Genomic DNA, 19,161 nt, shown 5'->3' with positions numbered 1-19,161 from the left:
AACGGTGCGTGAGTATCCGTCCCGCACCGGACACCATGGCCTACCTCACCGCCCTGCTCCCCGTAAAAGAAGCCGTTGGCACCTACGCAGCCCTGTCCCGCCACGCCGACACCACTCGGGCCGCCGGAGACCCCAGATCCAGGGGCCAGGTGATGGCTGACACCTTGGTCGAACGTGTCACCGGGGTCCCCGGCGGTGTCAGCCGGGTCGAGCTGCAGCTCATCATGACCGACCGTGCCCTCTTCCAAGGCGACAGCGAACCAGCCAGGATCCCCGGCTACGGCATCATCGGCTCCCACTGGGCACGCACCCTCCTCCAAACGGGACAGATGACGAGCAGCGGAACAACCGGCCAGGGCCCCGCCACAACTGTCCCGGTCATTGGCCCGGCCACCGACCAATCAGCCGGTTCCACCGGTCGGGATGTCCCAGCCGAGAACACCGCCAGCCCTGCACCCCATGCTTTCGATGTGTGGTTGCGTCGGCTCTACACTGCGCCGGCGACCGGGGAGTTGGTGGCGATGGATTCCACCGCCCGGCTCTTCACCAGAGCTCAACGCCGGTTCATCACCGCCCGCGACGACACCTGCCGCACCCCGTACTGTGATGCCCCGATCCGCCACTTCGACCACATTGTGCCGTGGCGCTGCGGCGGAACGACCACGATCGCCAACGGTGCGGGGCTCTGCGAAGCGTGCAATCACACGAAAGAACGTCCCGGCTGGACAGCCCAAACAGTCTCCGGATCAAGACCACAAACACGCCCCCGACACACCTTCAGCATCACCACGCCCACCGGCCACACCTACCACTCAACCGCACCACCCCTACCCGGCACCGGAGCCATCACACGGGCCAGCGTCGGTGCAGGAGCCGGCACTGTTACCTGTGCCAGTGCCAGTGCCAGTGCCGGTGGTGGCGCAGGTGCAGGTGCCGAACCGGGGAGGACCGATCCGGTTACCCGCCTGGAATCCGTCACGCTAGCTTCGCGACGCCGCCGGATAGGGGACCGCAGCAGCCCCAAACAAGGTGCGGCCAGACGATTGCGAGAAGGACCGGCTGCCTAAGTGCCGCAGAATGTCCGGTAGGTTCCGAAGTCCTCCGGTGCGCCGACGGCGTAGCGTTCGAGTCCCAGGCGGTCGTCAAACGGCGCGGTGACAGCTTCCAGCAGGCGTCCGAGCGGCTCCAGATCGCCCGCCGCCGCTGCTGTGAGGGCTTCCTCCACCAGATGGTTGCGGGGGATATAGACGGGATTGGCCAGATCCATCGCAGCGGAGTCCGGGCCGAGAGCCAGCCAGCGTTCCAGCCATCCGTCCAGACCCTGCCCGTCGCCGCCGACTACGGCGTGCACCGGCCCGACGTCGCCCCGCGCCGCAGCCCCGAGGGACCTGAAGAAGGAGGTGTAATCGGCGCCAGTGTCCTGCAGCAGGTTCACGAGCTGATCCACCAGTGGCAGCACCACCGAGTCGTCATGGTTGGTGGCGATCCCCAGCTTGGCCTTCATTCCGGATGCCCACGCGGCACCGTACTGGTCCCGGAACCGACCGAGCGATTCGGTGGCCAGCGCGACAGCCTGCTCCTGGTCATCGTGGAGGAGGGGCAACAACGCCTCGGCGAGCCTGGCCAGGTTCCATTCAGCGACCACCGGTTGGTTGGCGTAGGCGTAGCGACCGGCATCGTCAATGGAGCTGAACACCGCTCCGGGATCGAACCCGTCCATGAAGGCACAAGGGCCGTAGTCGATTGATTCCCCGGAAATGGTCATGTTGTCGGTGTTCATCACCCCATGCACAAACCCGACGAGCATCCACCTGGCCACCAGGGAGGCCTGGGCAGCCTGGACAGCCTGGAACAGGGCGAGATAGGGGTGGTCGGCGGTCGCGGCGTCGGGATAGTGGCGGCTGATCGCGTGATCGGCGAGGCGGCGGAGGAGGCCGACGTCGCCCATGGTCTGTGCGTACTGGAAGCTGCCGACCCGGAGGTGGCTGGACGCCACCCGGGCCAGCACTGCGCCGGGCAGGAGGGTTTCCCTGCGGACCGATCGTCCGGTTGCCACGACGGCGAGGGAACGGGTCGTGGGAATCCCGAGGGCGTGCATGGCTTCGCTGATGATGTATTCCCGGAGCATTGGTCCGACGGCGGCCAGGCCGTCGCCGCCTCGGGCGAAGGGGGTGCGACCCGACCCCTTGAGGTGCAGGTCGCACCGGTCGCCGCCCACGTCAGTGAGTTCTCCGAGGAGGAGCGCCCGTCCGTCGCCGAGACGGGGGGAAAACCCACCGAACTGGTGCCCGGCGTAGCCCTGCGCTACCGGGGTCGCGCCTTCGGGCACTGCGGTACCCGTCAGGAGGCCGAGCCCCTCCGGCGTGCGCAGGGCGGAGCTGTCGAGCCCCAGGTGCGCGGCGAGGGGGTCGTTCAGGACGAGCAACCGGGGTTCGGGCGCTGCTTCTGCCTGCCAGGGAATCGCCAGCTCGGGCAGTTCCCGCGCGAAGCGGTTGTCGAGTGAGAGTGCCAGCTCGGGTGTAACGCTCATTATGTGAGCCTACAGGGCCTGGTTCGACGGCGGGGGAGTCCGACGGCGGCGCGCGGCGACCGGAACGCTAGTCATCGGACACCTTCCGGAGTGCTGCAGCTTCGGATGCTTCCCGGTGCTGACCGAGCCACCACGCGACACCAACGGTGATTACGGTGGAGGCGAGGATTGGCAGTAGCCAGCTGAGCCAAAACAGATCCGGGTTGTAGCCTAGCCCCGTGAACTGCACGATCACCCAGCTGGCCAGACCCGAGGCGAGGGCGAGGACCGGCAGCAGCAACGTGTTGTAGTGCTGATGGTGCCGGTTGGCGAATCGCACGGCAAGGCCGAGCACCAGCGTCACCAGGGTGACTGCCAAGAGCGTTACCATGCCCCACCCCGCCTCTGGTCCTGGTTGCGCCGCTCGCTAGAGGGCCCCGAAACCTACCCGGCGTGACTCTTCGGCGCCGATTTCCACGTAGCCGAGAACGTTTGCCGGCACGATGACGTGGCGGCCCTTGCTGTCCGCCAGCCGGAGCTCAGAACCGCCGTTCATCGCCTTTGCAACAATGTCCGCAACCTCGTCGGCGGTCTGTTCGGACTCGAGAACGATTTCCCGGTTGACGTTCTGGATACCAATCTTGATTTCCATGGCGGTTCCTCCTGCTATAGCGGTAAGTGGGTGGTGATTGCTTGCCCTCACTGGAACTTACTCTAGATTTCCTTGGGGAAGCGACTGATTCCGCGCCAAGCTAAACGGTAAATCAGCTCGCTCGCGGCATCGATGTCCATGCTGCCGTCAGTCTCCAGCCAGTAGCGCGCGCTGACCTGTGCCATCCCGGCCAGACCGTGCCCCAGCAGAGTCGCTTCCAGATGGGACAGGCGGGTGTCCTCCGCGATCACGCCGGCGATCGCGTCGGCAAACCGGGCGTTGAACTCTTCCAGCCGGCCGCTGACGTCGGGGTCGTTGAACAAATCGGATTCAAAGACCAACCGGTGAGCCTGGCTGTCCTGGGCGATGAACTGGAAGTACGCCCGCATCGTGGCGTGCACCCGGAGCTTGTTGTCGGTGGTGGACTGGAGAGCCTCCACCAGCAGGGCGGTCAGCTCGGCGAGGTGGCTTTCCAGCAATGCCAGGTATAGCTCCCGCTTCCCCGGGAAGTGCTGGTACAGCACTGGCTTGCTGACCTTCGCCACCTCGGCAATTTCGTCCATCGCCGCACCGTGGTACCCGTTGGCAACAAACACTTCGTGGGCGGCGCTCAGCAGCTGACGCCGTCGCTCATCCCGCGGGAGGCGGGTTGGTTTGCCGCCTGTCGGTGCTTCTGCGCTCACAGTTCGTCTGGCTTTCGGTCGAGGGTGTCCCACAGTGGGGCCGGGGAGGTAGCCTCCAGTTTACCCGTGGGTAACCTCTCCGGTCGCGCGGCTGGCCCCCGGCAGTTCAACGGGCATACATTTAATGCATGAGCACAAACGGCCAGGCTCTGGCCCCCCTGGTTGCCCCGCATGCCACGCTGACCCGGGAAGAGACTGAGCGCTATTCCCGCCACCTGATCATCCCCGAATTTGGGATGACAGCGCAGCAGCGTCTGAAGAACGCCCGGGTGCTGGTCATCGGTGCCGGTGGCTTGGGCTCCCCAGCGCTGCTGTACCTCGCCGCGGCCGGGGTAGGGACACTCGGCATTGTCGACGACGACGTCGTCGACCTGTCCAACCTGCAACGCCAGATCATCCACGGGGTCTCGAACGTCGGGCAGTCGAAGGCGGAATCGGCGGCCCAGCGCATCGCGGAACTGAATCCGCTGGTCACCGTCATCAAACACGAGGTGCGGCTGGACAACAGCAACGCCGTGGACATCTTCTCCGGGTACGACCTCATTCTGGATGGCACCGACAACTTCGCCACCCGCTACCTGGTCAACGATGCTGCCGAGATCCTGGGAAAGCCCTATGTCTGGGGCTCAATTCTCCGGTTCGACGGGCAGGTGAGCGTGTTCTGGGCCAAGCACGGCCCGAGCTACCGCGACCTGTATCCGGATGCCCCACCGCCAGGATCGGTGCCGTCCTGCGCCGAGGGCGGGGTGCTCGGTGTCCTGTGTGCCCAGATCGGGTCGGTCATGGTCAACGAGGCGATCAAGTTGATCACCGGCACGGGGGTTTCGCTGCTGGGTAGGGTGCTGATCTTCGATGCACTGCAAATGAGCTGGCGCGAGGTGCGCGTCCGTCGCGATCCCGACGCGTCGCCGGTTACCGAGCTGATGGACTACCAGGCGTTCTGTGGACTCCCGGCCGCTGGCGACACAGCGGCCGACGAAGCGTCGGAGAACCGCGTGCCGTCGGTCAGCGTCGCCGAGCTCGAGCGGTTGCTCCGCGAGCGGGGAAGCGGGGAGCGAGATTTCGACCTGATCGACGTCAGGGAACCGGGGGAATACGAAATTGTCCGCATCGACGGCGCTACTCTCATGCCCAAGAACTCGGTGCTCTCCGGCGAACTGGCGGTCAGTGCGGACCGGGATGTCTACGTGCACTGCAAGGCGGGTGGGCGATCAGCCGACGTGGTCCGGCACCTGCGCACCGAAGGACACTCGCGGGTCTACAACGTGGACGGCGGCATCCTGGAGTGGGTCAAACAGATTGAGCCGGAGAAGCCGGTCTACTAGAACTGAGTCAGGTTAGGCAGTGCCGGTGGCAGGCGGATCCTGCCGTACCGGGCAGCTGGCTTCGCCCGACTGGTCGTCCGGGGCATCCAGGTTGATGCCGTACAACGCTTCCAGCGCTGCGGCGTAGTCCTGTTGGCGGCCGTCGGCGGCCAGTTCCCGGGCGCGGACCGTCGGCACGTGCAGCAGTTGGCGGACCATCCGCCGCAGAGCGAACTCCACTTCTTCTGCCGCCGCGGTGCACCCGTGCTGGGCTCTGACTTTCTGCATTTCGGATTCCAGCACCTGCTGGGTGTGCTTCCGGAGCGCGACGATAGCCGTGTCCATGGCCCGCGAGTTCTGGCGGTCCTGGAAGTTCCTCGCGGCATCGGCGACGAGTGTGCTCGCCTGGCTGAGGGCCGCGGCCTGTTCGCTGGGGGCTGCAGCCCGCACCGACTCGAGGGTGATCAGTTCAACGTTGTGCAGGGCACCCACGGCTGGGTCGAAATCGTGGCTGAGCGCGAGGTCGACGATGATCAGGGGCTTGTCGACGCCGGCGCGGACCCGCTCGACGTCGTCGGCCTCGACCCGGTTGTCGCTGCCGCTGCAGCCCACCACAATGTCGGCCTCAGCCAGCGCTGCGGGGAGGGTTTCGGAGGTCAGCGCGACGCCGCCCCGGGTGGAGACAAAGGTTTCGGCGCGGTCGGAGGAGGAGTAGACCGAGACGTTGGTGCAGCCCTTCTCCTTCAGCAGTGCCATGGTGGCACCGGCGTAGGCGCCGGTCCCGAACACCACCACTGACTTGTCAGCGAATTCGCGGGTCAGCGAAAGGTCAGCTGCGAGTTCAAGGGCGACCGACACGATGGAGCGGCCCTGGCTGCCCAGGGCTGTCTGTGCCCCGACGTCCTTCGCGGTGCGGGAGGCTTCCTGGAAGAGTCGAACCAGCGGTCCGCTGGTGGTCCCTTTGGCCTGGGATTCGATCAATGCGCGACGCACCTGGCCGGCGATTTCCCGCTCGCCGACGACGGCCGAGTCAAGGCCCGCACCGACAGCGAAGAGGTGACGGGCAACATCCTCGCCCGTGCGGGTGGTGAAGGCCGATGAAACCCAGCTCTCGGGTAGACCCGACAGCTCACTGATGCGGGCGATGACTGTGGAGCGTGCAGCCTCCACATCGTCGCTGGACGGGGCATCGCAATAGATTTCGAGGCGGTTGCAGGTGGCCAGGGTGACTGCCCCGGAGACCGCCGGGCCGTCAGCGAGCACAACGGATGCGACCTGGTCGGCGCCGACACTGAGTCGGGCGACGGTTTCCAGATCCACATCGGAATGGGTTGCAACCAAGGATAGTAAAACCACAGCCCCACCAGCATAGCGAAATCTGTGCCCCACCCTTGAATAGGATTGCCTAAGTTCCCCGCCAATCCAGGGATCGGGGCGACCCGGTTCGGGGTGAGATTCACCACCTTGCGCCAGCCGGAGGGCGGGGGAGCCGGGCGGTCCACCACATGTCGGCGACGGGCGGGTTAACCCAAACCGTCCGAACTTGGGCACAATCGAGATATGACTTTGAGTGCAACACACCCCCTGGTAGATGGCCGGACTTCCTCCTCGCCACTGATCTCGGCCTACCGCGGTGAGCGGCCCAGCCGTCGCCCGGTGTGGTTCATGCGCCAGGCCGGGCGATCGCTGCCCGAGTACCGCAAACTGCGGGAGGGGACAGCAATGCTCGACTCGTGCCTGGACCCGGCTATGGCCTCGGAGATCACCCTCCAGCCGGTCCGCCGCCACGACACGGATGCGGCCATCTTCTTCTCGGACATCGTCATCCCGCTGAAACTTGCTGGCGTCGACGTCGACATTGTCCCGGGAATCGGGCCGGTGCTCGGCTCCCCGATCCGCACCGCCGCCGACGTCGCGGCGCTGCCGGAGCTCACCGACGAGGCGCTTGAACCGATCCGGCAGGCGGTCGCGCTGACCGTCGCTGAACTCGGCAGCACCCCACTGATCGGTTTCGCAGGCGCGCCGTTCACGCTCGCCGCCTACATGGTCGAGGGCAAACCGTCCCGCGACCACCTCGGCCCCCGCACCATGATGCACTCCGACCCGGAGACCTGGGGTGCTCTTACGCGCTGGGCTGCCGACGCGTCGGGCAAGTTCCTCCGGGCCCAGCTGGAAGCCGGTGCCAGCGCGGCGCAGCTGTTCGATTCATGGGCTGGATCCCTCGGTCTGGCGGACTACCAGGCACACGTCGCCCCCGCCTCCGGCCGTGCCCTCGAGTTCGTCAGGGGCCTCGGCGCACCCCTCATCCATTTCGGGACCGGCACCTCGGAGCTGCTGGTCGCCATGCGCGATGTCGGGGTGGACGTGGTGGGAGTGGATTACCGGCTTCCCCTCGACGAGGCCAACCGGCGTCTCGGCGGCACGGTTCCGCTGCAGGGCAACATCGACCCTGCCCTGCTCACCGCGCCGTGGGAGGTGCTCGAAGCACACGTGCTCGACGTACTGAAGGCAGGGTCAGCCGCCCCGGGCCACGTGGTGAACCTCGGCCACGGGGTACCGCCGGACACCGATCCCACGGTCCTCACGCGCATCGTCGAACTCGTCCACTCGGTGGAACCGTAACCATGCCGCACCGCACCACTGTTTCCCGCCAGGCGGCGGCCAAGACCGTCGTCGTCATCGGTGGCGGAATGGCCGGGCTGATCGCGGCCCGTGAGCTGGTGGGCCGGGGTCTGGACGTCACAGTCCTCGAGCGCTCAGCGGGTTTCGGCGGTTGCGTTGCCGACCACGAGGTCGCCGGGCTGAGGCTGGACAGCGGTGCCGAGTCCTACTCCACCCGTTCGGAGACGGTCCCGGCGCTGGCACGCGAACTGGGCCTCGGGGACCTGCTGGTCACCCCCAACCCGGTGGGCGCCTGGATCCGGTTCCCCGGAAAAGACCCCCAGCACAGCGCGATGCCGTTGCCCCGCAGCGGCATCCTGGGTATTCCCGCCGACGTGCTGGACCCCGACATCGTTAAGGCCATCGGCCGGGCGGGAGCGCTGCGCGCATCCCTGGACCGGGTGCTGCCCCTCGGAAGCCTGTACAAGGACGACGGCGTCAGCCTCGGCGAGGTGGTGCGCGCACGGATGGGAGTGGACGTCCTCGACCGTCTCGTTGCCCCGGTGGTCGGCGGAGTATTCTCGGCTGACCCCGATGACTTGGACGTCGATTCGGTGGCACCGGGCCTCCGCAAGATGATGAAGAAGCACGGGTCACTCGGCGCTGCAGTAGGCGCCATGCGCGCAGCAGCGCCGGCCGGATCAGCGGTCGGGGGACTGAGCGGAGGGATGGCCCAGCTCACGCGGGTGCTGACCATTGAACTGCGCGCCGCCGGCGTTCACCTGCAGCCCGGGAACGAAGTGCGCAGCATCGCACGCGCCGGGACCGGCTGGACGATCACCACGAGCGCTTCCACCGGCACCGAACCCACCGGCACCGAGTCCACGATGACGGCAGACGCCGTCGTGATGGCAGTGGATGGGCCTGGCGCCGTCGACCTGCTGGGTGAGGCACTGCCGCGGCTGGTCACTGACCGCCCCCGGGCGGTTCCCGGCGTTGCGCTGGTGACCCTCGTGGTCGACGTCCCGGAACTCGACGCACATCCCCGGGGAACCGGCGTCCTGGTGGCTGCGGGGGCCGAGGGAGTCAGCGCCAAAGCCCTCACCCACGCCACCGCCAAATGGCAGTGGCTGGCCGACCAGGCCGGGCCGGGTTCGCACGTGCTGCGCCTGTCCTATGGCAGGGCTGGGCAGGTGGGGGAGGAACTCGCCGATGACGACAGCCTCTACCGGCAGGCGCTCGCCGACGCATCGACCCTGCTGGAGACCCCGATTGCCGATGATGATGTGGTGGGCTGGAAGGTGGTCCGCTGGAACGGCGCCCTCCCTCACGCGTCAGTCGGTCACCGGGACCTGGTGGCACGGGTCCGTGCCGCCGCCGCTGCTGAGCGAACTCTGGAAATCACCGGCGCCTGGCTGGCAGGAACTGGTCTCGTCGCCGTGATCGACGACGCACGGGTGCGGGCGAAAGCGCTGGCCGACCGGCTCACCTAGCGGTCGGAAAATTCGGCGGCACTGTGATGTTCGCGACTTTCTACGCGCAGTAGAACCTTTGAATTTCGGTTTGCTCATTGCGGCGGGGCAGACTAGTACCATGAGTGAGCAAACCCGCACGGAGCACACGCAGAATCCTTCAACAGCCACCGACGGCGACGTCGCGGCAGAGCAGTTCTTCACCCTGTGGACGGTGTTCAAGCGGAGTGCGCTCACGCAGCCCTCCGCCACCGGATCACTCGACTCAGTAGTCGCCTCCCTTCAGGCGGACGGGGTCACGCTGCGCGGCTTCTACGACGTATCAGCGATGCGTGAGGAAGCCGACGTCATGGTCTGGCTCCACGGATCCAAGCCCGAAGCGCTGCAGGCAGCAGTCCGGAAAATCCGCCGCACCGCCGAGTTCGCGTCCGCAGAGATTGTCTGGTCGGCGATGGGAGTCCACCGGGCGGCAGAGTTCTCCAAGAGCCACTCGCCGGCCTTCTCGCGCAACGTTCCGCCGGCCGAATGGGTCTGCGTCTACCCGTTCGTCCGCTCCTACGACTGGTACATCCTGCCATCGGAAGAGCGCCGGGAAATGCTGTACGACCACGGGATGAAGGGCCGCGACTACCCGCAGGTCCTGTCCAACACCGTCTCCTCCTTCGCGCTCGGCGACTGGGAGTGGATCCTGGCCCTTGAAGCCCCCGAACTCGTTGACCTCGTTGACCTCATGCGCCACCTGCGTGAGACAGAGGCCAGGCGTCATGTTCGTGACGAAATTCCCTTTTATACCGGACGGCGGATCGATACCGCCGGGATTGCAGAGGTGCTCCTATGACCGCACAGGCATTTCACCCGCTCGACGGTGTTGACGACTCCGGCCGGATGGCGCCAAAGAACTACGACGCCATCGTGCTCGCCTCGTTCGGCGGACCCGAGGGCCAGGAGGATGTGATCCCCTTCCTCCGCAACGTCACCCGCGGCCGTGGGATCCCCGACGAGCGGCTTGAAGAGGTCTCGCACCACTACCGTGCCAATGGAGGCATCAGCCCCATCAACGCACAGAACCGTGCGCTGAAGGCAGCTATGGAAGCCGAACTGGCCAGCCGCGGGATCGACCTGCCCGTGTTCTGGGGCAACCGCAACTGGGCCCCGTTCATCGCTGACACCCTGCAGGAGGCGTACGACGCCGGCCATCGCCGCGTCCTGACTGTCACCACCAGCGCCTACTCCTGCTACTCAAGCTGCCGCCAGTACCGCGAGGACCTGGGTATGGCCCTGGTCGAGACCGGCCTCGACGGGAAGCTCGAAGTGGACAAAGTCCGTCAGTACTTCGACCACCCCGGCTTCGTCGAGCCTTTCGTTGAAGGGGTGACTGATGGTCTGGCAGCGCTGCGCCGGAAGCTCGCCGACAGCGGGGAAGCCGACGCGCCGATGCACATCCTGTTCGCGACCCACTCGATTCCCACCGGTGACGCCGACGCTGCCGGCCCCCGGGTCAACGGCGAGGCCGACGGCGGTCCCGCCTACGCAGAGGGTGCCTACGTAGCCCAGCACCTGGCCACCGCGCAGGCGGTCCTCGACCGCATCCCGACCTCGGCCAACGTCGACTGGTCGCTGGTCTACCAGTCGCGCTCCGGCGCTCCCCACGTGCCGTGGCTCGAGCCCGATATCAACGACGCCATCAAGGACCTCGCCGCTGCCGGTACCAAGGGCGTCGTGATTGTGCCCCTCGGGTTCGTCAGCGACCACATGGAAGTGAAATGGGACCTCGACACCGAGGCCCTGGAGACCTGCGCCGACCTGGGCATCCTCGCCGAGCGTGTCCCGACTCCGGGAACCCACGAGAAATTCGTGGCCGGGCTGGTGGATCTGGTCTGCGAACGCACCATTGATAACAACATTGCCGAACGGCCCGCCGCAACGAACCTGGGACCCTGGTTCGACGTGTGCCGACCGAACTGCTGTGCCAACCGTCGGGGACCGAAGCCTACCGTTGCTGCCGCCGACTCGACGGTCGGTGTTTCGGGGACGGCTCCGGCCTCGTGACCCAGCCGCTCCGGGTTGGTACGCGCGCCAGCGCGCTGGCTCTCACCCAGACCACCACGGTCGCCGAACGGGTTAGCGACCTGAGCGGGGCGCACCACGAACTGGTCCGGATCCGCACCGAGGGGGACGTCCACAAGGGGTCCCTTACCCAGATCGGCGGGACCGGGGTGTTCGTCGCCGCGCTCCGCGACGCGCTGCTCGATGACCGCTGTGACCTTGCCGTGCACTCCCTGAAGGATCTGCCCACCACCCCCGCCGACGGGCTGACAGTAGCTGCGATCCCTGAACGCTCCGACACCCGTGACGCGCTCTGCGCCCGCGACGGACTGACTCTGGCTACCCTGCCTGACGGTGCCACGGTGGGAACCGGGTCCCCCCGCCGGGCGGCGCAGTTGCGTGCAGCCCGGCCCGGCCTGGACGTCATCGACATCCGCGGCAACGTTGACACCCGCCTGGGCAGGGTCGCTGGGCTCAGTGACTCGGGGCCCGGGGACCTGGACGCGGTGGTCCTCGCAGCAGCCGGGCTGCTCCGGCTCGGCCGTGATTCACACATCACCGAGCTCATCGACCCGACCGTCATGTTGCCGGCTCCGGGCCAGGGAGCCCTTGCCGTTGAATGCCGGACCAGCGACGCCGAAGACTCATCGTTCGCCGCTGCCCTGCGCGACTATGACCACACGAGCACCCGGCTGGCGGTCACAGCCGAGCGGGCCGTCCTGCGCCGGCTCGAAGCGGGGTGCAGTGCACCCATTGGGGCGCTCGCCACGATCAACGAGGGGGTCCTTGCCCTGCAGGCAGTGGTCTGCAGCCTCGACGGGACGAAACTGCTGCGCCTGGCCCGCTCGGGACGGGACCTCTCAGTTGACGGGGCCGACGCGCTCGGTGTTGGGCTTGCTGAGGACCTCCTTGCTGCGGGGGCAGCCACCATCGCGCCACTCACCGCTCAATGACCCCAGCCCCGGCCTCCGGTGCGCTGCCGCTTGATGGTGTCAGCACCGTATTGCTGCGCGGGGCAGACCAGGCAGGGCCGATTGTCGGGGAACTGGCCCTTCGGGGCGCGACCGTGAAACTGCTGCCGCTCATTGACTTCGAAATCCCCGATGACACCGGACCGCTCGATGCAGCTCTGCACCGCCTGCAGTCGGGGGGTTTCAGCTGGCTCGTCGTGACGAGCAGCACCACCGTCCGCGCCCTGAAACAGCGGTCCGCCCATCTCGGGCTGGATCTCCCCGGCGGGTTGCCCCGCCACACCCGCGTCGCGGCAGTCGGCGAGGCCACCGCCAGTGCGCTGGCGGCCGAAGGGTACCGGGTGGATCTGGTGCCCGGGCGGACCGGCCAGGAAAGCGCCGCGTCCGGGCTGGCCGCAGCCCTGCGCACGCTGCCACCCGAAGGCCAAGTCCTGCTCCCGCAGGCCGACCTCGCGGCTGACACCCTGGAACGTTCGCTCAGCGGGCAGGGCTGGGATGTTCATAGAGTGATCGCCTACCTCACCGTTGCCTACCCGGCCGCTCCAGGACGGCGGCTGACCACCCTGGTCCCACCGGAAGCCGAGCGGGACGCGCCGACGTCGGCCGCGACCTCGGCTCCGACCGAACTGGATCCCGCAGGGTTCTGGGCGGCCGTGGCCGACGGCGCAGTCGACGCGGTGGTATTCACCTCACCGAGTACCGTCCGCAGGCTGGGCGAACAAAAGCCCAAACCAAGTGGAGCGAATTTCCCGGCCGGTCTAGCCGCCGTCATGATTGGCGCCAGCACGGCTGCCGAAGCGGTGCGGTGGGGCATTCCCGTCGCAGCCGTCGCCGAGGAACCGACCCCCGCGGGAATAGCGGACGCCGTTGCCGCCGCGGTGCGGGACCACCCCTGATCGTGACAGGCTAAGTGCAAGAGAGAAGGAGCACCATGAGTTTCCCCCAACACCGGCCCCGTCGGCTGCGGACCACACCGGCGCTGCGCCGGCTGACGGCCGAGCACCGGCTCAGCCCCGCCGAGCTGGTGCTGCCAGCCTTCATCAGGGAGGGCCTCACCAGCCCACACCCTATTTCCTCGATGCCCGGGGTGGTCCAGCACACCACCGACTCCCTGAAGCGTGCCGCAGCGGAAGCTGTCGGGTTGGGAGTTGGTGGCATCATGCTGTTTGGTGTCCCGGCGCACCGAGATGCGACCGGCAGCGCCGGCCTGGACCCGGACGGCGTGCTGAACCGGGCAATCGCCGATGTCCGCGCCGAGGTGGGCGATGGCCTTGTCATCATGAGTGACGTGTGCCTTGATGAATTCACCGACCACGGGCACTGCGGTGTCCTGGCCGCTGACGGCACGGTCGACAACGACGCCACGCTCGCCATTTACGCCGAGATGGCCGTCGCCCAGGCGGACGCTGGCGCGCATGTGCTGGGGCCGTCCGGGATGATGGACGGCCAGGTGGCGGTCATCCGCCAGGCCCTCGAGGAAGCGGGACACCAGGAGACAGCCGTGCTGGCCTACGCCGCCAAGTACGCTTCAGCGTTCTACGGTCCGTTCCGGGAGGCGGTTGACTCGCAGCTGCAGGGCGACCGGCGCACCTACCAGATGGACGCAGCCAACCGCCGCGAGGCACTGCTTGAGGTCGAACTGGACCTTGAGGAGGGCGCGGATATGGTGATGGTCAAACCCGCCATGAGCTACCTCGACATCCTCGCCGACGTCGCAGCGCTGTCCCCCGTGCCGGTCGGCGCCTACCAGATTTCCGGTGAGTACGCCATGATCGAAGCCGCCGCGGCCAACGGGTGGATCGACCGCCGCCGGGCCATCGAAGAATCTGTCCTTGGCATCAAGCGCGCCGGCGCGAACATTATTTTGACCTATTGGGCCACCGAACTTGCCGGCTGGCTGAAGGAGCAACACTCATGACCGTTTCAGAAGATCTTTTCGCTAGGGCTCAGACCCTGATGCCGGGCGGTGTGAACTCGCCGGTCAGGGCCTTTGGTTCGGTCGGAGGCACCCCCCGTTTCCTGGTCTCCGCGAAGGGCCCGCACGTCACCGATGCCGACGGCCGGGAGTACGTCGACCTGGTCTGCTCGTGGGGCCCCGCCCTGCTCGGACATGGGCACCCTGCGGTGCTGGACGCGGTGCACCGTGCCGCTGACAACGGTCTGTCCTTTGGAGCGTCCACCCCCGCTGAGGCCGATCTGGCACAGCTGGTGCAGGATAGGGTGCCAGCCGTGGAACGTCTCCGGATGGTCTCCACGGGCACCGAAGCCACCATGACCGCTGTCCGGCTCGCCCGTGGCTACACCGGACGCAACCTGATCGTGAAGTTCGCCGGGTGCTATCACGGTCACCTCGACTCGCTGCTGGCCGCCGCTGGCTCCGGCGTGGCCACCCTGGCGTTGCCCGGCTCAGCCGGAGTCACCGCGGCCACCGCCGCCGAGACACTGGTCCTGCCCTACAACGACCTTGCCGCTGTCGAGGCCGCGTTCGCCGAACACGGAGATTCAATCGCCGCGGTAATCACCGAGGCAGCGCCTGCCAACATGGGCGTCGTCACCCCCGGTCCCGGTTTCAACGCCGGTCTCGCCAGGATTACTGCGGCGCATGGCGCGCTGCTCATCGTCGACGAGGTCCTCACCGGATTCCGGGTGGGCGCGGGCGGGTACTGGGGCCTCACCGGGGGTGTCGCTGACACTGCCGAGGCCTGGACCCCCGACCTGCTGACCTTCGGAAAGGTGATTGGTGGTGGCCTTCCCGCGGCGGCCCTCGGCGGCCGCGAAGAGGTAATGAACCACCTCGCCCCGCTCGGTCCCGTCTATCAGGCTGGCACGCTCTCAGGTAACCCGCTGGCGATGGCGGCCGGGGTAGCCCAGCTGACCGCCGCAACGCCGGAGGTCTACCGGCAGATCGACTCCGCCTCGCTGGCCCTGTCAACGGCACTGTCCAGCGAACTGGACCGCGCCGGGGTTGATCATTCCATCCAGCGGGCCGGGAACCTGTTCAGCGTGGCCTTCGGTACGTCGTCGGGCGGCGTGCACAACTACGCCGACGCGCTGGCGCAGCAGGCCTACCGGTACGCACCGTTCTTCCACTCAATGCTGGATTCAGGCGTCTACCTTCCGCCGTCGGTGTTCGAGGCGTGGTTCCTGTCCTCGGCGCACGACGACGCGGCCATGAACCGGATCTACGAAGCGCTGCCCGCAGCAGCGGCCGCCGCAGCGGGAGCGACTCCGGACAACTGAACCTGACTCAAGACAACAAAGAACCCCGCACCGAGACGGTCTGCGCTCTCGGTGCGGGGTTCTTTGGGTTATGTATCGTTTAGGAAGCCGGTGCGACGTCGCCGCTCGGCCACTGCTCCTCGATGTAGGCCTTGACCTCGGGGGAGTGGAGGAGCTCTTCCAGCTTGTCGATCCGGGCGTCACCCTCCGAAGCGGTGTTCCATGCCAGGAAGTTTGCATACGGGTTGCCGTCCAGCGACTCCACCACCAGAGCGTCGGTGGTGCTCAGGCCGGCGTCGAGAATGTAGTTCCCATTGATGATCGCCAGGTCGACGCTGGGATCCTGCAGGTCGTTGAGCAGCAGCTCAGGCTGGTTCTCGATGAACTCCAGACCCATCGGGTTTTGCTCGTCGGACAGGGCGAGCACCGACGCGTCCTCGGCAACATCCTCCAGCAGCCCGGCATCCTGCAGCAGGGTCAGCGCACGGGCCTGGTTCGACGGGTCGTTGGTGATCGCAATGCGTCCACCCTCGGGGATATCAGCGATGTCGCCGTGCTGCTCGGAAAAGGCAGCGTACGGTTCGATGTGGACACCCTCGCCGTGGGAGAACTCGTAGCCCTGACCCTCGACCTGGCTCTCGAAATAGGGCAGGTGCTGGAAATAGTTGGCATCCAGATCCCCGTCGCTGAGAGCGATATTGGGGGTGGTGTAGTCGTCGAACTCGGTGATCTCCAGGTCGAGCCCTGCGTCTTCGGCCAGATTTTCATCGACGAACTCGAGGATCCGGGCGTGGGGCTGCGGGCTTGCGCCAACGGTGATGGTCTGGGGGTTCGCCGGGTCCAGCGAGGAGACGACCTCGGTATCCGCCGACCCTCCACAGGCGCTCAGGGCCAGGGAAGCAGCGACACCGGTGATGGTGAGGGTGAGTAGCTTGCGCAACAGAATTGGTTTCCTTTCAAGATGACTTACAAAAAGACTTGTGACCTGGTGGGCTAGCTGCCGACCACCTGGACGGCTGCCCGACGGCGGAGGCGTTTGCCGCTTCCGGCTGTCGCGGCCGAGCGATGGTCAACGCGGCGGGCGGCGGCATCACCGGCAAGCTGGATCGCCTGCACAATGAGCACGATGATGATGATCACCACCACCATGACTGTGGTGTCGAATCGTTGCAGGCCGTAGTTGTAGGCCAGGCGTCCGAGCCCGCCACCGCCGATGATCCCTGCCATCGCCGAGTAGCCGACCAGGGTGACCAGCGTCGTCGTGAACGCGGCGATCAGGCCAGGAAGCGCCTCACGAAGCAGGACCTTGCTCACCACCTGCATCCGGGTGGATCCCATCACGAGGGCGGCATCGATCTTCCCGCTGCTCACGTCCCTCAGTGACGTCTCGACCAGGCGTGCGAAGAACGGGATGGCTCCAATGCTCAGTGACACCGACGCCGCGACCGGTCCGATCGACGTGCCGGTCAGGAGCCGGGCCAGCGGGATCAGCGAAACCATCAGGATGGCGAATGGAATGGAACGGGTGATGTTGACGACGACGCCGCTGATCACCTTGTTGGTCAGTGGCATGGGACGGAGCCCGTCGGGGGCGCTGGCTGACAGGAAGACACCCAGGGGCAGCCCGATCAACAGGGTAAAGAACCCCGAGATGCCGACCATTTGCAGGGTCGCAGCAAACTCCTCGGGCAACGCGCGGGTGATGCCAGGGTTGGTGAACAGCTGATCAAGAAATTCCATTACGCCACCTTCGCCGAGACGCCCTGGGCCTGCAGGTACTCGAGCATTTCATCGATCGGCGCTGGCTCCTCGACCTCGATGCGGAGCCGGCCAAACCGGCTGTCTGCAAGCGTCTCCACACTTCCGGCCAGCACGTTGATCCTCAGGTCGAACTGGCGTCCAAGGTCGGATAGGACGGGCCCGGAGGCGACGTCACCGGCCAGCAATAGTTCAAGGGCCGGCCGGTCGCCAGGTCGGTGGGCTGGCAATGGCAGGAGTGCCTGCGACAGCTTCCCGTCAAGCTTGGCGGCGACGTCCCGCAGTTGGCCATGCTCCACAACGCGTCCATCTTCCAGAAGGGAAACCGAGTCGCAGATGCGCTTCACGACATTCATCTCGTGCGTGATGATGAGCACGGTCAAGCCCAGGGTGTCGGTGAGATTGTGGATCAGGTCCAGGATGTCATCGGTGGTCGTTGGGTCGAGGGCTGATGTGGGTTCGTCGCAGAGCAGCACATCCGGGTCGGAGGCCAGGGCCCGCGCAATCCCGACCCGTTGTTTCTGACCGCCGGAAAGCTGCGAGGGGTAGGCGTCAGCGAAACCGGCGAGGCCCACCAGGTCCAGGAGCCGTGCGACAGTGCTGGCAATGTCGGCCTTCGGCGTCTTCACCAGCTCCAGCGGATGGGCGACGTTCTGCGCTGCTGTCCGCGAATCCATCAGGTTCGCGTGCTGGAACACCATTCCGATCCGACGTCGTGCGGTGCGGATTTGTGAATCGGGGACCGCGGTGAGTTCCCGGCCGTCGATCGTCACTGAGCCCGAAGTGGGACGGTCGAGGAGGGTCAGGCACCGGACGAGGGTGGACTTTCCGGCACCTGAGTGCCCAATGATCCCGTGGATTGACCCCCGCGGCACTGTCAGAGACACACCGTCCAGAGCGGTGATGGTGCGGGTGCCCTGCTGGTAGGTCTTGCGCAGGTCGGAGACGGTGATCATTGGCCCTCACGGTTGCAGATGCGCCCCAGGGCCTTGATGGATCCTGGTGGCGGGCGCACTCGCCAGCGCCCAAGCCATCTTCACACGCATGAAAGAAGTGACTGAACTTTTGTGCTAAGCATCACGCTGACATTGCCAATCCGGGATCTGCGCGACGATACTCGAAGAATCTTCGACTGCTCGTCGTTGGGAAGCGCTGAATCGGTGACGAGGCGAGGCGGAAGAAGTGGGGAGCGGTGGCTAGGAGGCGATTGCCGGCCAACGCCCCTCGACCACTGCCGACGGGTCCTCGCGGCGGAGGTACTCCTGAAAGCTCTCGGCCTGCCGCGCCGCCCACACCACCTGCGATGCGTGAAGCGCATCGGCCGGGTGCTGCAGGCGGGGGAACCGGGCAGCCAGGACCGCTGCCACCCGTAACGTCGCCAGTACATCGGCGGCCGAGGTGTGGGCGTTCTCGAATGGCACCCCATAGTGCTGGCACATGGCGGTCAGGGTCCGTTTGCCGCGCCGGTAGCGGTCCGCCTGCTTGTCCATGATGTAAGGATCCAGCACGGGGAACGGCAGCGGCACCGATACGCCGTGACGTTCGCCTTCGCGGGCCAGCACGGTGAAGTCGTAACGGGCATTGAAGGCAAGCACCGGGGTGCCCGCGGCGAACAACCGGCCGAGGACCGCAGCGACCTGTCCGACAACCTGCTGCACCGGTTGGCCGTCCCGACGGGCCCGTTCGGTGCTGACCCCGTGGATGGCTGCGGCCTCGGCGGGAATCTCGACACCGGGGTCAGCCAGCCATTCGTGCTGTTCCAGCAGCGCCCCGTCGCCGTCGACCAGCAGGATCGAGGCGGTCACAATCCGCGCCTGCTGCGGATCGCGTCCGGTGGTTTCGAGATCAAATGCTGCGCGGGGGTGGTGGTGCCAACTGTCCATACCTCAAGACGCTATCGGTCGGCTACGACATTTTCGGGGAGGTTCCTCCGGCTAGGCTGGAAT

The 19,161-nt window shown here is 66.6% G+C and carries 19 protein-coding genes; 10 read left to right on the top strand and 9 right to left on the bottom strand.

Annotation, left to right across the window (positions count from 1 at the left end):
* Window positions 1-1,067: HNH endonuclease signature motif containing protein (locus HMI58_RS03460; protein ID WP_171618156.1), on the top strand; the 1,067-nt coding region annotated here is incomplete at its 5' end.
* Here HMI58_RS03460 and HMI58_RS03455 read toward each other — a convergent pair.
* The 4 genes from HMI58_RS03455 to HMI58_RS03440 all read right to left on the bottom strand — a co-directional run bounded on the left by HMI58_RS03455 (window position 1,064) and on the right by HMI58_RS03440 (window position 3,844).
* Window positions 1,064-2,530, bottom strand: a complete 1,467-nt coding sequence (locus tag HMI58_RS03455) for a protein adenylyltransferase SelO (RefSeq protein ID WP_171618155.1) — start codon at window positions 2,528-2,530, stop codon at window positions 1,064-1,066. The genes HMI58_RS03460 and HMI58_RS03455 overlap by 4 nt on opposite strands.
* Before the next feature lie 67 nt (window positions 2,531-2,597).
* A complete protein-coding gene (locus tag HMI58_RS03450) occupies window positions 2,598-2,900 on the bottom strand; it encodes a hypothetical protein (protein WP_171618154.1) in 303 nt (100 codons plus the stop codon).
* A 36-nt stretch (window positions 2,901-2,936) separates the two neighbouring features.
* Complete coding sequence (locus HMI58_RS03445; RefSeq protein ID WP_171584060.1) at window positions 2,937-3,161, bottom strand: DUF3107 domain-containing protein; 225 nt, start codon at window positions 3,159-3,161, stop codon at window positions 2,937-2,939.
* 62 nt (window positions 3,162-3,223) lie between these two features.
* Window positions 3,224-3,844, bottom strand: coding sequence for a TetR/AcrR family transcriptional regulator (locus tag HMI58_RS03440; RefSeq protein ID WP_318779116.1), 621 nt, complete (start codon window positions 3,842-3,844; stop codon window positions 3,224-3,226).
* A gap of 128 nt (window positions 3,845-3,972) precedes the next feature.
* Between HMI58_RS03440 and moeB the strand changes: the two genes are divergently transcribed.
* Window positions 3,973-5,169, top strand: a complete 1,197-nt coding sequence (moeB, locus tag HMI58_RS03435) for a molybdopterin-synthase adenylyltransferase MoeB (RefSeq protein WP_171618153.1) — start codon at window positions 3,973-3,975, stop codon at window positions 5,167-5,169.
* Between the two features lie 12 nt (window positions 5,170-5,181).
* On the opposite strand, the gene HMI58_RS03430 is transcribed toward moeB, so the two are convergent.
* Entirely contained in the window at window positions 5,182-6,504 is a 1,323-nt protein-coding gene (locus tag HMI58_RS03430; protein WP_171618152.1) for a glutamyl-tRNA reductase, read from the bottom strand.
* A gap of 204 nt (window positions 6,505-6,708) precedes the next feature.
* Here HMI58_RS03430 and hemE point away from each other — a divergent pair, with 204 nt between their 5' ends.
* The 8 genes from hemE (at window position 6,709) to hemL (ending at window position 15,478) form a co-directional block, all read left to right on the top strand.
* On the top strand, window positions 6,709-7,770 hold the full coding sequence (gene hemE, locus HMI58_RS03425; protein WP_171584063.1) for a uroporphyrinogen decarboxylase: 1,062 nt from the start codon (window positions 6,709-6,711) through the stop codon (window positions 7,768-7,770).
* Between the two features lie 2 nt (window positions 7,771-7,772).
* Window positions 7,773-9,242 (top strand): protoporphyrinogen oxidase, encoded by a 1,470-nt coding sequence (hemG, locus tag HMI58_RS03420; RefSeq protein ID WP_171618151.1) that lies wholly within the window; start codon window positions 7,773-7,775, stop codon window positions 9,240-9,242.
* Between the two features lie 100 nt (window positions 9,243-9,342).
* Window positions 9,343-10,059, top strand: a complete 717-nt coding sequence (hemQ, locus tag HMI58_RS03415; RefSeq protein ID WP_171618150.1) for a hydrogen peroxide-dependent heme synthase — start codon at window positions 9,343-9,345, stop codon at window positions 10,057-10,059.
* On the top strand, window positions 10,056-11,270 hold the full coding sequence (locus tag HMI58_RS03410; protein ID WP_171618149.1) for a ferrochelatase: 1,215 nt from the start codon (window positions 10,056-10,058) through the stop codon (window positions 11,268-11,270). The genes hemQ and HMI58_RS03410 overlap by 4 nt, the downstream gene beginning before the upstream one ends.
* On the top strand, window positions 11,267-12,220 hold the full coding sequence (gene hemC, locus HMI58_RS03405; RefSeq protein ID WP_171584067.1) for a hydroxymethylbilane synthase: 954 nt from the start codon (window positions 11,267-11,269) through the stop codon (window positions 12,218-12,220). The genes HMI58_RS03410 and hemC overlap by 4 nt, the downstream gene beginning before the upstream one ends.
* Window positions 12,217-13,134: a uroporphyrinogen-III synthase gene (locus HMI58_RS03400; RefSeq protein WP_171618148.1), complete on the top strand. Its 918-nt coding sequence runs from the start codon at window positions 12,217-12,219 to the stop codon at window positions 13,132-13,134. Before hemC ends, HMI58_RS03400 begins: the two co-directional genes overlap by 4 nt.
* Before the next feature lie 35 nt (window positions 13,135-13,169).
* Window positions 13,170-14,156: a porphobilinogen synthase gene (gene hemB, locus HMI58_RS03395; protein WP_171618147.1), complete on the top strand. Its 987-nt coding sequence runs from the start codon at window positions 13,170-13,172 to the stop codon at window positions 14,154-14,156.
* A complete protein-coding gene (hemL, locus tag HMI58_RS03390) occupies window positions 14,153-15,478 on the top strand; it encodes a glutamate-1-semialdehyde 2,1-aminomutase (protein WP_171618146.1) in 1,326 nt (441 codons plus the stop codon). The genes hemB and hemL overlap by 4 nt, the downstream gene beginning before the upstream one ends.
* A gap of 79 nt (window positions 15,479-15,557) precedes the next feature.
* On the opposite strand, the gene HMI58_RS03385 is transcribed toward hemL, so the two are convergent.
* The 4 genes from HMI58_RS03385 to HMI58_RS03370 form a co-directional block, all read right to left on the bottom strand.
* Entirely contained in the window at window positions 15,558-16,397 is an 840-nt protein-coding gene (locus HMI58_RS03385; RefSeq protein WP_171584071.1) for a MetQ/NlpA family ABC transporter substrate-binding protein, read from the bottom strand.
* 53 nt (window positions 16,398-16,450) lie between these two features.
* Window positions 16,451-17,197, bottom strand: coding sequence for a methionine ABC transporter permease (locus HMI58_RS03380; RefSeq protein WP_171584072.1), 747 nt, complete (start codon window positions 17,195-17,197; stop codon window positions 16,451-16,453).
* On the bottom strand, window positions 17,197-18,171 hold the full coding sequence (locus HMI58_RS03375) for an ATP-binding cassette domain-containing protein (protein ID WP_171618145.1): 975 nt from the start codon (window positions 18,169-18,171) through the stop codon (window positions 17,197-17,199). Before HMI58_RS03375 ends, HMI58_RS03380 begins: the two co-directional genes overlap by 1 nt.
* A 240-nt stretch (window positions 18,172-18,411) precedes the next feature.
* A complete protein-coding gene (locus tag HMI58_RS03370) occupies window positions 18,412-19,098 on the bottom strand; it encodes a 3'-5' exonuclease (RefSeq protein ID WP_171618144.1) in 687 nt (228 codons plus the stop codon).
* Window positions 19,099-19,161: the final 63 nt, after the last annotated feature.

The organism is Arthrobacter sp. 147(2020), assembly GCF_013116715.1.
GTDB lineage: Bacteria > Actinomycetota > Actinomycetes > Actinomycetales > Micrococcaceae > Arthrobacter_D.
The sequence above is the reverse complement of the archived record's forward strand: the minus strand, read 5'-3'. Positions and strand labels throughout refer to the sequence as shown.

What these genes read in the sequence shown, in the direction of transcription:
- HMI58_RS03455 (WP_171618155.1), bottom strand. Translation starts at nt 2,530, where the DNA reads ATGAGCGTTACACCCGAGCTGGCACTCTCACTCGACAACCGCTTCGCG.
- HMI58_RS03450 (WP_171618154.1), bottom strand. Translation starts at nt 2,900, where the DNA reads ATGGTAACGCTCTTGGCAGTCACCCTGGTGACGCTGGTGCTCGGCCTT.
- HMI58_RS03445 (WP_171584060.1), bottom strand. Translation starts at nt 3,161, where the DNA reads ATGGAAATCAAGATTGGTATCCAGAACGTCAACCGGGAAATCGTTCTC.
- moeB (WP_171618153.1), top strand. Translation starts at nt 3,973, where the DNA reads ATGAGCACAAACGGCCAGGCTCTGGCCCCCCTGGTTGCCCCGCATGCC.
- hemE (WP_171584063.1), top strand. Translation starts at nt 6,709, where the DNA reads ATGACTTTGAGTGCAACACACCCCCTGGTAGATGGCCGGACTTCCTCC.
- hemG (WP_171618151.1), top strand. Translation starts at nt 7,773, where the DNA reads ATGCCGCACCGCACCACTGTTTCCCGCCAGGCGGCGGCCAAGACCGTC.
- hemQ (WP_171618150.1), top strand. Translation starts at nt 9,343, where the DNA reads ATGAGTGAGCAAACCCGCACGGAGCACACGCAGAATCCTTCAACAGCC.
- HMI58_RS03410 (WP_171618149.1), top strand. Translation starts at nt 10,056, where the DNA reads ATGACCGCACAGGCATTTCACCCGCTCGACGGTGTTGACGACTCCGGC.
- HMI58_RS03400 (WP_171618148.1), top strand. Translation starts at nt 12,217, where the DNA reads ATGACCCCAGCCCCGGCCTCCGGTGCGCTGCCGCTTGATGGTGTCAGC.
- hemB (WP_171618147.1), top strand. Translation starts at nt 13,170, where the DNA reads ATGAGTTTCCCCCAACACCGGCCCCGTCGGCTGCGGACCACACCGGCG.
- hemL (WP_171618146.1), top strand. Translation starts at nt 14,153, where the DNA reads ATGACCGTTTCAGAAGATCTTTTCGCTAGGGCTCAGACCCTGATGCCG.
- HMI58_RS03380 (WP_171584072.1), bottom strand. Translation starts at nt 17,197, where the DNA reads ATGGAATTTCTTGATCAGCTGTTCACCAACCCTGGCATCACCCGCGCG.
- HMI58_RS03375 (WP_171618145.1), bottom strand. Translation starts at nt 18,171, where the DNA reads ATGATCACCGTCTCCGACCTGCGCAAGACCTACCAGCAGGGCACCCGC.
- HMI58_RS03370 (WP_171618144.1), bottom strand. Translation starts at nt 19,098, where the DNA reads ATGGACAGTTGGCACCACCACCCCCGCGCAGCATTTGATCTCGAAACC.